This window comes from Streptosporangium sp. NPDC049644 (genome assembly GCF_040675205.1).
In the GTDB taxonomy this organism is placed as follows: Bacteria; Actinomycetota; Actinomycetes; order Streptosporangiales; family Streptosporangiaceae; genus Streptosporangium; species Streptosporangium fukuiense.
This window is the reverse complement of sequence record NZ_JBFAOJ010000076.1, coordinates 14,405-27,876: the sequence shown is the minus strand read 5'-3', so window position 1 is coordinate 27,876 and position 13,472 is coordinate 14,405. Positions and strand designations below refer to the sequence as shown.

At 70.9% G+C, this 13,472-nt stretch carries 12 protein-coding genes; 8 read left to right on the top strand and 4 right to left on the bottom strand.

From position 1 onward, the window contains the following. Positions 1 to 25: 25 nt before the first annotated feature. Positions 26 to 994 carry an aldo/keto reductase gene (locus AB0J58_RS32315; protein ID WP_364222994.1) on the bottom strand — a complete coding sequence of 323 codons (969 nt, stop codon included), beginning with the start codon at positions 992 to 994 and terminating at the stop codon, positions 26 to 28. 280 nt (positions 995 to 1,274) lie between these two features. Here AB0J58_RS32315 and AB0J58_RS32310 point away from each other — a divergent pair, with 280 nt between their 5' ends. Together AB0J58_RS32310 and AB0J58_RS32305 are read left to right on the top strand one after the other, a co-directional pair. Continuing rightward, entirely contained in the window at positions 1,275 to 2,588 is a 1,314-nt protein-coding gene (locus tag AB0J58_RS32310; protein WP_364222991.1) for a hypothetical protein, read from the top strand. A gap of 123 nt (positions 2,589 to 2,711) precedes the next feature. Further along, entirely contained in the window at positions 2,712 to 4,856 is a 2,145-nt protein-coding gene (locus AB0J58_RS32305; RefSeq protein WP_364222988.1) for a glycogen debranching N-terminal domain-containing protein, read from the top strand. A 47-nt stretch (positions 4,857 to 4,903) separates the two neighbouring features. Here AB0J58_RS32305 and AB0J58_RS32300 read toward each other — a convergent pair whose 3' ends face one another. Beyond that, entirely contained in the window at positions 4,904 to 5,929 is a 1,026-nt protein-coding gene (locus AB0J58_RS32300; RefSeq protein WP_364154506.1) for an aldo/keto reductase, read from the bottom strand. 295 nt (positions 5,930 to 6,224) lie between these two features. Here AB0J58_RS32300 and AB0J58_RS32295 point away from each other — a divergent pair, with 295 nt between their 5' ends. From AB0J58_RS32295 to AB0J58_RS32275, 5 genes are all read left to right on the top strand, one after another. After that, on the top strand, positions 6,225 to 7,214 hold the full coding sequence (locus AB0J58_RS32295) for an AraC family transcriptional regulator (protein WP_364222985.1): 990 nt from the start codon (positions 6,225 to 6,227) through the stop codon (positions 7,212 to 7,214). A gap of 206 nt (positions 7,215 to 7,420) precedes the next feature. Continuing rightward, complete coding sequence (locus AB0J58_RS32290) at positions 7,421 to 8,644, top strand: styrene monooxygenase/indole monooxygenase family protein (RefSeq protein WP_364222982.1); 1,224 nt, start codon at positions 7,421 to 7,423, stop codon at positions 8,642 to 8,644. A gap of 9 nt (positions 8,645 to 8,653) precedes the next feature. Then, positions 8,654 to 9,196, top strand: a complete 543-nt coding sequence (locus AB0J58_RS32285; protein WP_364222979.1) for a flavin reductase family protein — start codon at positions 8,654 to 8,656, stop codon at positions 9,194 to 9,196. Positions 9,197 to 9,205: 9 nt separating this feature from the next. Further along, positions 9,206 to 9,784, top strand: a complete 579-nt coding sequence (locus AB0J58_RS32280; RefSeq protein WP_364222976.1) for a helix-turn-helix domain-containing protein — start codon at positions 9,206 to 9,208, stop codon at positions 9,782 to 9,784. Positions 9,785 to 9,924: 140 nt separating this feature from the next. Continuing rightward, a complete protein-coding gene (locus AB0J58_RS32275) occupies positions 9,925 to 10,803 on the top strand; it encodes an SDR family NAD(P)-dependent oxidoreductase (RefSeq protein ID WP_364222973.1) in 879 nt (292 codons plus the stop codon). A gap of 110 nt (positions 10,804 to 10,913) precedes the next feature. Here the strand turns inward: AB0J58_RS32275 and AB0J58_RS32270 are convergent, their stop codons facing one another. Further along, a complete protein-coding gene (locus AB0J58_RS32270) occupies positions 10,914 to 11,249 on the bottom strand; it encodes a metalloregulator ArsR/SmtB family transcription factor (protein ID WP_364222970.1) in 336 nt (111 codons plus the stop codon). A gap of 312 nt (positions 11,250 to 11,561) precedes the next feature. Here AB0J58_RS32270 and fdhA point away from each other — a divergent pair, with 312 nt between their 5' ends. Further along, positions 11,562 to 12,785: a formaldehyde dehydrogenase, glutathione-independent gene (gene fdhA, locus AB0J58_RS32265; protein ID WP_364222967.1), complete on the top strand. Its 1,224-nt coding sequence runs from the start codon at positions 11,562 to 11,564 to the stop codon at positions 12,783 to 12,785. Between the two features lie 83 nt (positions 12,786 to 12,868). Here the strand turns inward: fdhA and AB0J58_RS32260 are convergent, their stop codons facing one another. Next, positions 12,869 to 13,342 carry a hypothetical protein gene (locus AB0J58_RS32260; protein WP_364222964.1) on the bottom strand — a complete coding sequence of 158 codons (474 nt, stop codon included), beginning with the start codon at positions 13,340 to 13,342 and terminating at the stop codon, positions 12,869 to 12,871. Positions 13,343 to 13,472 lie beyond the last annotated feature (130 nt).

Genomic DNA, 13,472 nt, shown 5'->3' with positions numbered 1-13,472 from the left:
GCGTGCGACGCACGGGCGCCCGAGTTCAGCTCCAGGGAAGCGCGCCACGTTCGGACCAGTAGTTCTCCGGGGTCTCCGCCAGTCCGGCGAGCCGCTCCTCGAGCTCGGGGTCCCAGCCGGTCTCGACCGCGCCGAGGTTGTCGCGCAGTTGCCCGGCCGAGACCGCGCCGCTCAACACCACCCCGGCCCACGGCCGTGCCAGTACGGCGGCCAGCGCGAGCGCGTCCGGTGTGGTGTCCCGCTCGCGTGCGGCGGCCAGGAGCGCGGCGGGTGCCGCCCGGGCGGCCAGCCGGCCGTTCGCCACGCCCTCCTTGACGATCACGCCCAGCCCCGCCTCGTGCGCCCGCGCGAGTGCCTCACTGGCCGAGCGCTCCAGCAGGTTCCACGTGGACTGCACCGTGTCGAACAGCCCGGCTCCGATCGCCCGATCGATCGTGTCCGCCTGGCGCGGTCCGCTCGTCGACAGACCGACCGCCACTCCCTCGGCCCGCAGCGCGCGCAGCCGGTCGAGCACGTCCTCGTCGTCGAGCACGCCGCTCTCCACGGTCGCCGAGTGGATCTGGTAGAGCGACAGGTGCTCGCCGAGCAGCGCGCGTGTCTGCTCCAGCTGGACGCGCAGCCGGTCGGCGGTGAGTTCCTTCACCTCGTGCCGCTCGGCGTCCAGACGCCACTCGCCGACGTAGGCGTATCCCCACTTCGAACCGATCGTGACCGTTCCCGGGGCGATCTCGCGCTCGCGCAGCCAGCCCGCGAGGAACTCCTCCGCCCGCCCGTACGAGCGCGCCGTGTCGAGGTAACGCACTCCCGCCGCCCAGGCGGCGTCGAGTACGGCCCAGGTGCGTGACCGCATCGCGGCGATGTCGCGGTCGTCGCCGAGATCCTCGGCGCGGCCGAGCGTGATGTAGGCGGGGCGGCCGAGCGCGGCCAGGCCGAGACCGACGGGTGTCACGGCCAGGCCGGTCTGGCCCAGAGGGCGTCGGACCAGCGAGTTCATGGCCGCCAATATATCGGCCGCCGGATCCGGAGGTCGTCGCATGAGGTGTTGCCGGACCGCTGGCTATATACCGAAATATCCTTATATGTAATTCCGGATAGCCGCCGAGTGTCATTTGTTACCGGACTTGTGGCCAATATCTGTAATGTAGGGTCTTTTTGTCTATATTTGTTTAATTCAAGTAATTCCTGGACTTATGGCGGCCTGGGATTGAAGGTGGAAAGCAGCCTGCTTCGCAGGGATATGGAGATGCTCCGGCCGGAACGACCTTGGAGGGCGTATGGGGAAGTGGCGGATCGCGATCGTCGCGATGCTGGTGCTGTTCGTCCTGGGAGCGGCCGCGCCGCCCCAGGCGCAGGCGGGGAAGTCGTACGAGGTGTGGCTGGTCGACCAGTCCAACACCGACGGGCTCTCCTACGGCGGCACGGTCAACGTGTACTCCGGCGCCGAGGTCACCCGCCGGCTGTCGGACGCGCGGCCCGTCCACGTCATAGACCTGAGCGGTGCGACCTCGTCCCTCTGCCTGGCGAGCACCGGCAGCGTCCCGGTACGTCCCCACATGCTGGTTTTCAACAAGGCCGACACCCACGCCGCGCTCGCCTTCGTCGCCAGCGGCCACGTGGTCGTCTTCAACGCCGCCACCCGGCAGCCGCTCGCCTGCTTCCTCACCGAGGCCGGAGCGGGAGGGGCCCGGCAGGCCCATGCCCTCTGGCCCACCGAGGACGACGAGTACCTCATCGTCTCCAACCAGAACGGCAAGAAGCTGGAGCGCATCGGCACCGACTACGCGTCCGGCACCTTCGTCCAGCAACCGGCCGCGACGATCGACCTGGCCGGATGCACCACCCCGAACGGGATGCCGTGCCAGGCACTCCGGCTCCGCCCGGACAACGCGCCGATCTGCCCGTTCATCGCCTCGGACAACGGCCCGGTCTTCGTCAGTCTCCGGGGCGGCGGGATGCTCGTGGTCGACTGGCGCACGACGCCGATGTCGATCGTCGGGGAGTACGACGCGAGCAGGATCCCCGCGAACGGCTGCGGGTTCATCGAGGCCAAGGGGAAGGTCTTCGGGAACGGAGGTGGTGGCACACACGACAACCTCGACCAGTTCAGCGTCTTCCGGCTGCCGAGGAGCGGTTACTCACCGGCCAACCCGCCGAACACCCCGGCGGTCCAGTCGCTCTTCGACGACGACTCGCCCGACCGCGACGCGCACGGCGTCCTCGCCTCCGACGAGGAGCGCTACGTCTGGGCCGGCGACCGCGCCGCCAACGTCGCCGAGGTCTTCGACGGGGCGACCGGCGCCCGGGTCGGCACCGTCGACCTCGTCTCCCGGTTCAGCGCGGACCCGACGGTCGACCTCTTCGCCGTCTCGCCCGACCGCGACTGGGCCTTCGCCTCGACGCGAGGACCGATCCCGCTCTCCGGCGACCCGCACTCCTCCCACGGGACCGACCCGGGAATGCTGATCGTCAAGCTGACCGGAAACGGTGGGAAGGGTGTGGTCAAGGGACTGATCCCGATCTCCAACGTGGACGCCGGCGGCCTCCAGCGCGCCGACGCCCACGGCATCCGCGTGCGGCGTACGGGCTGAAACGGACGTTCGAAAGGGTGGACAGCATGATTGAACCGTTTAGGTAGGGTGTTTCGCGATTCATATTTCCCTGCCGTCGTCTGTCAAGGCGTCATCGGCTCGGCACGATCTCAGGAGCCCGTCGTGCTCGACGACGCCTCGCCCTCCGCCCCGCAGGCCGTCACGGCGGCCCTCGCCGCGTCCCACCGCCTTCAGCCGCTGCTGCACGATCTCGTCAGCACCGTGCTGGCACCGACCGTCGCGCTGAGCGGCGACGACGGGCAGATCCGTCCGGCCGGTGTCCAGGGACTGTTTCACGCCGACTCCCGGGCCCTGTCACAGGCCACCTTGACGATCGGCGGCCGGGAGCCCGAGGCCGTCGGCCACGCGCCACGGGGGCCGGGCGGCAGCAGGTTCGTCGCGCTGGCCCGATGGCTGGGCGACCCCGTCCTCGATCCCACGGTAAGGATCGAGCGCGTCCGGCAGGTCAAGCCGGGAGGCATGGCGGAGCGCGTCGAGATCGTCTCCAGCGCCACCGTGCCCGTCGCCGCCACCGTGACCCTGGAACTGGGCTGCGACTTCGCCCCCATCGAGGTGGTGAAGTCCGGCGGTGACACCGTCGAGGCCGAGGCGGAGCGCACCGCCCCCGGAGAGATCTCGTGGAGTTCGGACGGCGTCCGGGTCACCGTGACGGGCGAGGGCGCGCGGGCCGAATCCGCCGGGCACGCGCGTACGGCCTTCCTGAGCTGGCCGGTCGAGCTGGCGCCCCGCGGCCGGGTCACGCTGTCCTGGAAGGTCGAGGTGCACGACCCGGGGGCCGTGGTGACCGCGCCCGCCCGCGCCGCCGAATGGGCTCCGGGAGCGGGCGAGCCCAGGATCGCCGCCGCCGACCACCGGCTGAGCAGGCTGTTCGAGCGCTCCCTTGACGACCTGCGCTCGCTCAGGCTGGCCGAGACCGCCGCCCCCGGCGACGCCTTCCTCGGCGCCGGAGTGCCCTGGTTTCTCACCCTCTTCGGACGTGACAGCATCTGGGCCGCCCGGATGCTGCTGCCACTCGGCACGGAGCTGGCCATGGGCACCCTCCGCGTGCTGGCCCGCAGGCAGGGAACCCGGATCGACGCCGGCTCGGGCGAGGCCCCCGGGAAGGTCATGCACGAGCTGCGCCGGCACGAGTTCGCGGTCGAGGGCAGCGGCCTGCGCCTGCCCGCCGCCTACTACGGCACCATCGACGCCACGCCGCTCTGGATCGGCCTGCTGCACGACGCCTGGCGCTGGGGCGCGCCCACCGAGGAGGTCGCCGCGCTGCTGCCCTGCCTGCGGGCGGCTCTCGGCTGGCTCGGTGAGCACGCCGACCCCGACGGGGACGGTTTCGTGGAATATCTAGACACCGGCGGCCGGGGCTTGGCCAACCAGGGCTGGAAGGACTCCGGCGACGCGCTGCGCTTCCATGACGGACGCCAGGCCCGGCCGCCGATCGCCCTGGTCGAGGTGCAGGGCTACGCCCACCAGGCGGCACGGCAGGGCGCCGACCTGCTGGAGGCGTTCGGCCGCCCGGGAGCCGCGCGCTGGCGCGAGTACGCCGCGGGGCTGGCCGAGCGTTTCCGCGTCCGCTTCTGGACGGACGGGCCGCTGGGCAGGTTCCCGGCACTGGCCCTGGACCGGGACAAGCGCCCCGTCGACGCGCTGACCAGTAACATCGGCCACCTGCTCGGCACCGGCCTGCTCACCGGGACGGAGGAGGCGGCCGTCGCCGACCTGCTGGTCTCACCGGAGATGGCCGGTGGCTTCGGGCTCCGTACGATGTCCGCGGAGGCCGGTGCTTTCAACCCGCTCTCCTACCACTGCGGGTCGATCTGGGCGCACGACACGGCGATCGTGGTCGCCGGGCTGGCCCGCGCCGGGTTCGCCGGGCACGCGGCGACCCTCGCCGAGGGGCTGCTCGCGGCCGGAGAGACGTTCGGCTACCGGCTGCCGGAGCTGTTCGGCGGTGACGACCGGGCGGCGCTCGGGCGCCCGGTGGCCTATCCGGCGGCCTGCCGCCCGCAGGCGTGGTCGGCCGCCGCCGCGGTGACCCTCGTGCACGCGGCGCTCGGCCTCTATCCCGACGTGCCCGCCGGCCGGGTACTGTTGCGGCCGCTCGCGGGCGCTCCGCTGGGACCGGTCTCGGTACGAGGGCTACGGATCGCCGGAGCCGAGGTGGGCGCGGCCGTCGACCGGGAGGGGGAGGTCGTCGTGACCGGCCTGCCCGCGGGGATCTCCACCGAGCGGGCGGACCGGGACGTGAGCTGAGCCCGGCCGTCACCCCGGCGGGACGCCCCCCGGGGTGACGGGTTCCGTCAGCGGCGACGGAGGACCGGGTCGGTCAGGGCGGGCGGCACGTAGCCGACGTCGTCGGGGCTGATGTTCGTCCCCGGCGGGACCAGTTCGTCGATCGCGTCGAGGATCTCCGGTGACAGCCGCACCTCGTCCGCGCCGAGCTGGCTGGTGAGCTGCTCGAGCGTACGCGGGCCGATGACCGCCGAGGTGACGGCCCGGTGGGAGAGCACGAAGCCCAGGGCCAGGTGGATCATCGAGATGCCCGCCTCGTCGGCCAGGACCGCCAGCTTCTCGGTGACGTCGAGCTTGCGGGCGCGGATCTCCTCGACCTTGAAGTCGAAGTGGTCGCCGTTGCTGAAGGCCCGGGAGCCGGCGGGCAGCGGCGCGTCCCGGCGGTACTTGCCGGTCAGCCAGCCGCCGTTCAGCGGGCTCCAGACCATGACTCCCAGGTTGTGACGCTCGGCCACCGGCAGGACCGCGGCCTCGGCGTGCCGGGCGAGGATCGAGTACGAGGGCTGCTCGGTCGAGAACCGCTCGCGTTGCCGGTGGTCGGCGACCCACTGGGCCTCGACGATCTCCTCGGCGGGGAAGGAGGAGGTGCCGATCGCCCGCACCTTGCCCTGGCGCACGAGATCGGACAGGGCGCCGAGGGTCTCGTCGATGTCGGTCTGCGGATCGGGCCGGTGGACCTGGTAGAGGTCGATCCAGTCGGTGTCCAGGCGGCGCAGGCTGTCCTCGACGGCCTGCATGATCCAGCGACGGGAGTTGCCGCGCCGGTTGGGCGAGTCGCCCATCTGGTTGTGGAACTTCGTCGCCAGCACGATCTCGTCCCTGCGGCCCTTGATGGCCTTGCCCAGGATCGTCTCGCTCTCGCCGAACGCGTACACGTCGGCGGTGTCGATGAAGTTGATGCCCGCGTCGAGCGCGGTGTCGACGATGCGCCCGCACTCGTCGTAGTCGGTGTTTCCCCAGGCCCCGAGCATCATCGTGCCGAGACAGAGCGGGCTTACCTGAATGCCGGTGCGGCCAAGCGTGCGATGGTTCACGGCCCGATCCTGCCAGCCCGGTCCCGGCCGCTTCATGCCGGGTGTCGCCTTTGGTGTGGTTTCGGAAGAAGGGGGCGGCGGAGGCGCGCGGGTCACCGTGCGCGGCCTCCACCTGGGCGAGGTGTTCGCGGGGACGACCGGCGGACGCACGGGTCCTGACCGGCTCCGCTGTCCGATATCGGACACCCGTTCCGTGGGTCTCTGTGTATTTGTACGTGGTCGGACACACTGGCTCTACCGAGCATGTCGGGATCAGTCGTACACGTGCGATGGGCACCCGAGGGTGGGAGCGTCGATGGGCGAGGTGCGAGGGCGTGTCCCGCTGGGCAACAGGCCGGTCTTCGACACCGCGGATCTCGACGAGGCCCGCGAACGGGTGGCCCGCGTGTTCTGCCCCCACCGGCTGGAACTCGCCGGGGACGTCTCGCGGCTGGCCGCGCGGCTCAACTCGGTACAGCTGGGCGCCGTACGGGTTAACTACCTGGACTACGGGGCGGACGTCCGCATCGAGCCCGGGGAACTGGGCTCCTTCTTCCTGGTGCAGATCCCGCTGGCCGGGAGCAGCCTGATCCGGTGCGGCGGGCAGGAGATCGTGTCGACACCCCGCCTGGCCTCCCTGCCGTCGCCGTCGGAGCACCTCGACATGCGCTGGGCGGCGGGCTGTCCCCAACTGATCGTCAAGTTCGACCGGTCGGCGGTCGAGGGCACCCTGGAGCGAATGCTCGGGGAGCCGCTCGACAGGCCGATCGTCTTCGGTCTGGGCATGGACATGACCACGGGCTGGGCGCGGGCCTGGAAGGCGATGGCCGACCTGATCGTGGGCGAGGCCGAGCACGACGACGGGCTCGCCGCGCAGCCGCTGGCGGTCGCCCATCTGGAGAACGCCATGCTCTCCTCCCTGATCACCGGGCAGCCGTCCAACTACCTGGCGCGGCTGAGCGCGCCCCAGCCTCCCGCGCTGCCCAAGGTGGTGCGCCGGGCCATGGAATACGTCGACGGCCACGCCCATCTGCCGTTGACCACCGACGAGATCGCGGGCGCGGTGGCGGTCAGCGGCCGCTCGCTCCAGGAGGGTTTCCGGCGTCATCTCGGCCTGACCCCGATGACCTATCTCAGAGACGTGCGCCTGGGCCGGGTCCACGACGACCTGGTGGCCGGCGATCCCGCCAGGTGCACGGTGACGGGCGTGGCGGCCCGGTGGGGTTTTCCGCATCAGGGGAGGTTCGCGGCGCTCTACCGCGCGCGCTACGGTCAGGCGCCGTCGCGGACGCTGCGCGACGGCTGACGGTCCGGGCCCGACCGGCGCCGGGTGCCCCACCCCGCCGCCGCTGTCCCGCCGCTGTCCCGCCGCCGTCCGGCGAGGCCCGGGGAGGACCCCGCGCCAGGCGGATGGAACCCGCGCTGAGCGGATGGCCCGGCCGGCCGCCCCGGCCGTACCTTTTCATCAGGCGCCGCTCAATCCTCCCCCTTCCTTGAAAAGGAGACATCGTCATGCGCAGAATCCTGGTCGTCGGTGCCGGTCAGGCGGGCCTGCACCTCGCCCTCGGCCTGCTGCGGAACGGCTACGACGTCACCGTCGTCTCCAACCGGACCCCCGACGACATTCGCGGTGGCCGGGTCATGTCGAGCCAGGCCATGTTCGGCACCGCCCTCGGCCACGAGCGTGACCTCGGCCTGGACCTGTGGGCGGACGACTGCCCGCCGATCGACGGGATCCAGTTCGCGGTGGCCGGTCCCGACGGCGAACCGGCCATCCACTGGGCCGCCCGGCTCGACACGCCCGCCCGCTCGGTCGACCAGCGGTTGAAGATGCCCGGGTGGATGGCCGAGGTGGAACGGCTCGGCGGAAAGATCGTCATACACGACGCCACCGTGGACGACCTGGAGGACTACGCCGTCCGGTACGACCTGGTCCTGGTCGCCGCGGGCAAGGGGGCGATCTCCGCGCTCTTCGAGCGGGACGAGTCGCGCTCGCCGTACCGCGCCCCGCAGCGGGCCCTGGCCCTCACCTACGTCAACGGTCTCGTACCGCGACCGGGGCATTCCGCGGTGTGCTTCAACGTGATTCCCGGGATCGGCGAGTACTTCGTGTTCCCCGCGCTAACCGTCACCGGCCCCTGCGAGATCATGGTGTTCGAGGGCGTCCCCGGCGGGCCGATGGACTGCTGGGCGGACGTTCGCACCCCCGCCGAGCACCTGGCCAGGAGCCGGTGGGTGCTGGAGACCTTCCTGCCGTGGGAGGCGGACCGCTGCGGCGATGTCGAGCTCACCGACGAGGGGGGCGTCCTGTCGGGCGGTTTCACCCCGACCGTGCGCAGGCCGGTCGCGACGTTGCCGTCGGGCGCCCCGGTGATGGGCGTGGCGGATGTGGTCGTGCTCAACGACCCGATCACCGGGCAGGGGTCCAACAACGCCGCCAAGTGCGCGGCCTCCTATCTGTCCGACATCCTGGAGCGTGGTGAGCGGCCGTTCGACGCGGCGTGGATGGAGCGGGCCTTCGAGCGCTACTGGCAGGGGGCCCGGCACGTCACCGCGTGGACGAACGCGCTTCTCGCGCCGCCGCCGCCGCACGTGCTGGAGGTTCTGGGCGCCGCGGGCGGGCTGCCCGAGGTGGCCTCCCGCTTCGTGAACGGCTTCGACGACCCGTCGGACTACGCGGACTGGTTCATGGACCCGGCCGGGGCGGCCGAGTATCTGGCGCGGTTCGGGAAGTGAGAAGGGGCCATGAGATCTCTGCGCGACGCCCTCGGGCAGTTCGCCACCGGGGTGGCGGTGGTCACCGCCGTCACCCGGCGGGGTGACCGACTGGGCGTGACCGTCAACTCCTTCACGTCCGTCTCGCTCGACCCGCCGCTGGTCCTGTGGTGTCTGTCCCGGCGGGCTCCCAGCGCGCCGGCGTTCGCCGAGGCGGGACGGTTCGCGGTCAACGTCCTGGCCGCCGGACAGGAGCACCTGTCCCGGCGGTTCGCCACGCCGCTGCCGGACAAGTTCGCCGGGGTGGAGATCCACCCGGCGACCGGTGAGGTCCCGCTGCTCGCCGGAACCCTGGCCCACTTCGCCTGCCGTACGGTGAGCACCTACGACGGGGGTGACCACCTCATCTTCGTCGGAGAGGTCGAGCACTTCCGGCGGACGGAGGGTGAGCCGCTGCTCTTCCACTCGGGGGGCTATCGCGCGTTCTCCTCACCGCCGCTCTGCCCTTCGGGGCTGAATGAGGATTCATCGTTCGAATCGGTGCCTCGCGGCCCTTGGCCGGTAAGCCGTTAGGCTGTGCCCATGACACCCAGTGCTGAGCGTGGGGCGGTGTTGCGCGCGGACGCCGCGCGCAACCGCGCACGGGTGTTGCAGGTCGCCCGCGAGCAGTTGGCCATGGGCGACGACTCGCTCATGCTGAACACCATCGCCCGGCTCGCGGGAGTGGGCGTCGGGACCGTGTACCGGCATTTCCCCAACCGGCACGCGTTGCTGGAGGCGCTGCTGGCGGAACGCTTCCAGCGGCTCGTCGACGAGGCGCAGGCCGCGGCGGCCGAGGAGGACGCCCTTTCGGGTCTGCATCGCCTTCTGCGTTTCATTCTCGGACGCATACTGGACGACGCCGGGTTCGCGGCGGTGCTCGAATCCGCCAGCGACGCCGATGCGCAGACCTCGGCGATGAAGGTCGAGCTGGACCGTGCCGTCGCGGAGCTGCTCGATCGTGCCCGCCGCGCGGGCGCCGTCCGGCGGGGCATCGAGGCGGACGATGTCCGCCACCTGCTCTGCGGCATCGAGCACGCGGTCCGCTCCGGTGGCGACGACGCCGAGCGTGCCGAGATCTACCTCGACGTCCTCCTTGAGGGCCTGCGCCCCCCGCGCTGACGACGGTCTGGAACCCGCGGCTTGGGAGTTCGCCGCCGCATGCCCATCTCGATTAACCGGATAGCTATCCGTTTGTGTTACGGTGTGAGCCTTGAAACGGATAGCTATCCGGTAGCGTTCGACCAGTGGAGGGTGGGACCATGGGCAAACGAGCCGTGGTGACGGCGGGGACCGGGGGAATCGGCCTGGAGACCGCGATGGGGCTGGCGGCGACAGGTCACGCGGTGACCGTGATCGGCCGGAACGCCGAGCGGGGTGCTCGTGCGGTCGAGAGAATCGACGCGGTGGCGACAGGGCGGGGAGCGAGGTTCGTCGCCGCCGACCTCGCGTCGCTCGACTCCGTCCGAGGGCTGGCCGCCCGGCTCGCGGGAGAGGGCCCGCTGAACGTCCTGGTCAACAATGTCGGGGCGATGTTCGCGGATCGGCGGCAGACGGTGGACGGGATCGAGGCGTCGTTCGCCGTCAACCACCTTTCCCCGTACCTGCTGACCGAACTGTTGCTGGAGTCGCTCCGGGCCGGAGGGCCGAGCCGGATCGTGAATGTCACCTCGGGCGCGGTCCGGGTGGCCAAGCGCTCCTTCGACGCCGTCGAGCCCCCGGGCGGCTACTACGGCTTTCACTGGTACGGCCGAGCCAAGCTCGCCAACCTCGCCTACACGCTGGAGCTGGCGGAGCGGCTGCGAGGCACGGGCATCTCGGTTTTCGCGGCCGATCCCGGCGGCGCGGCCACCACGATGACCGACGGCACCATGCGGTCGCCGAAGATCGTCTCGCCAGGGCTGCGGCTGCTCTGGCCGCTGGTCCGGCTTGTCTTCGAACGTGCCACGTCCGGCTCCGCGTCACTGGCCGCACGCTCGTCGGTCCTCGCGGCGGCCGACGCCTCACTGGACGGGCGGACCGGCCTGGTCATCGGGCCCAAGGCTCGTCCCGTCGCGCCCTTCCGCCCCGTCACCGACTCCCGAACGGCGGAGGCCGTCCTCCGGCTCAGCCGGCGACTGGCCCCGCTCACCTCGGCCTGATCTTCACGCGAGAGCGTCGACGACGGATGAGAACCGGTTCCGTCCCGCTTTTTCCGGACTCGCGGGCAGGACACGGCTCATGCGCAGCTGAGCGGTCTCGATGTTCTGGGTCATCGGTCGCCCCCCTTCCTGAGGCTGAAGTGGGCGTCGAGGCCGTCGAGCCGTCGTTCCCAGAGCCGTTGGTAGAACCTGATCCAGGACACGGCGTCCTCCAGTCGTTCGGTGCCCAGTCGACATTGCCGTGATCGCCCGACCTTCTCCGTGGTGACCAGCCCGGCGTTCTCCAGGACGTGCACGTGTTTCTTCATGCCGGTGAGCGACATGCCGAACGGTTCGGCCAACTCGCCGATCGAGGCGGGACCCTGACCGAGCCGGATGAGGATCTGCCGTCGCGTGGCGTCCGCCAGGGCCGCGAACGCGCGGTCAAGGACCTCTTGCTGAACCATGTGGTTCGCTATAGGTCGCTGAACCGGAAGGTTCAATAAGCGGCCGGGTGGCGTACGTGGACGGATCAAATACGAGATCCCGGGCGGCTGCCGCGGTATCGGAGGACCGGGCGTTGCCGTGCCCTTCGTGGGGAGAACGGCTCCCGGGTGGCGCCGAAAACAGCGGGTATATGGTGGAAAACGGACAGAGAGTCATTGTCTCCGGCCCGGATTCGGCCGTCACAGCCCCCTCGTAGCCTCTTCGCGGACGACGACCGGCTGCTCCACCGGGCATCACGCGGAAGGGCGCCACGAGGAAACACGGAGGACGTCATGCCGAGCAACAGAGCCGTCTCCTACCAGGGGGCGGGCAAGGTGGAAGTCCGGAACATCGACTATCCCGAGTTCGAGCTCAAGGACGGCCCGGGGGTCAACCCCGCCAACGTGGGCCGCAAGGTGCCGCACGGGGCGATCGTCAAGGCCGTCGCGACGAACATCTGCGGCAGCGACCAGCACATGGTCCGTGGCCGTACCACCGCGCCCATCGGCCTCGTGCTCGGCCACGAGATCACCGGAGAGGTCGTCGAGGTGGGTCCGGACGCGGAGTTCACGAAGGTGGGCGACCTCGTCTCGGTGCCCTTCAACATCTCCTGCGGCCGCTGCCGCAACTGCAAGGAGGGCAAGACCGGGATCTGCGAGAACGTCAACCCCGACCGCCCGGGCTCGGCGTACGGCTATGTCGACATGGGCGGCTGGGTCGGAGGGCAGGCCCAGTACGTCCTGGTGCCCTATGCCGACTGGAACCTGCTCAAGTTCCCGGACAGGGACCGGGCGATGGAGAAGATCCTCGACCTGGCCATGCTCGCCGACATCTTCCCGACCGGCTTCCACGGCTGTGTCACCGCCGGGGTGAAGCCGGGGTCGACCGTCTACATCGCGGGCGCGGGTCCGGTCGGGCTCGCCGCGGCGGTCTCGGCGTTCCTCCTCGGGGCCGCCGCGGTGATCGTCGGCGACCTGAACAAGGATCGCCTGGAACAGGCCCGCAGCTTCGGCTGCGAGACCGTCGACGTGTCACGGGGCGAGCCCAAGGACCAGATCGAGCAGATCCTCGGAGTGCCGGAGGTCGACTGCGGCGTCGACGCGGTCGGCTTCGAGGCGCGCGGCCACGGCGCGGACGCGGGTCAGGAACGCCCGGCCACCGTGCTCAACTCGCTCATGGACGTCACCCGGGCGGGCGGCGCGCTCGGCATCCCCGGCCTGTACGTGACCGGTGACCCGGGTGCCTCCGACGAGGCGGCGAAGCAGGGGTCGCTCTCCATCGGGCTCGGCCTCGGCTGGGCCAAGTCACTCTCCTTCACCACGGGCCAGTGCCCCGTCATGCGCTACAACTACTACCTGATGCAGGCGATCCTGCACGACAGGGTGCAGATCGCGAAGGCGGTCAACGCGGTGCCGATCCCGCTGGAGCGGGCACCCCAGGGGTACGAGGACTTCGACCAGGGCGCCGCCTCCAAGTTCGTGCTCGATCCCAACGGCGTGCTCGGCACGACGGGCTAGCGGTTCGCCGCCGCCGGATCCCGCGTGCGGGCGGGGGAGGCGGCAGATCACCGCCCGGTGGTCACTCGGGGCGGGCCCCGTACTCAGAGGGCCTCGACGAACAGTTCGGCCTCGCGCTCGCCCATGCCGGTCTCGCCGCGTACCAGATAGACCGCCTGCTCGGCGCGGCCGGCGGCCTTGAGCTCGCGCACTCGGGTGGCCAGGTCGGGGCCCGCGACGCCGGTGTGTGGCAGAGCGGTGGGCTGGGCGGCCTTGAACCGGGTCATGGCGGGGTGGCTCCACAGGTCGTGTCCCATGGCCACGCCGTCGATGGCGACCTTGGCGTCCCGCAGGCTGAGCCCGGTGTGGCGGCGCAGCTCCTTGATCGCCTCGATCTTGCGTCCCGCGCGGACCAGGCCGGTGACGAGCTCATGCAGCCCCTGAGGGGTGGGCATGGGCGTCGGCATGGGCATCTGGTTGCCCTTCCTGGCGGCCATGACTATCCCGATGACGATCGTCAGGACCACCGCGAACAGGATGGCGACGACCAACAGCTCCGCGGGTCCGATGTTCGGCATGTGCGGCATCGTATGACGGATCCGCGCGAGCGGTACAGGTGCGAGGGGCGGAGGCGGGTCACTCGCGGGTGATTCCGCCTCCTCCTCGCTTCCCGTGAGCTTCCCGTGAGCTTCCTGTGAGCCTCGCCGG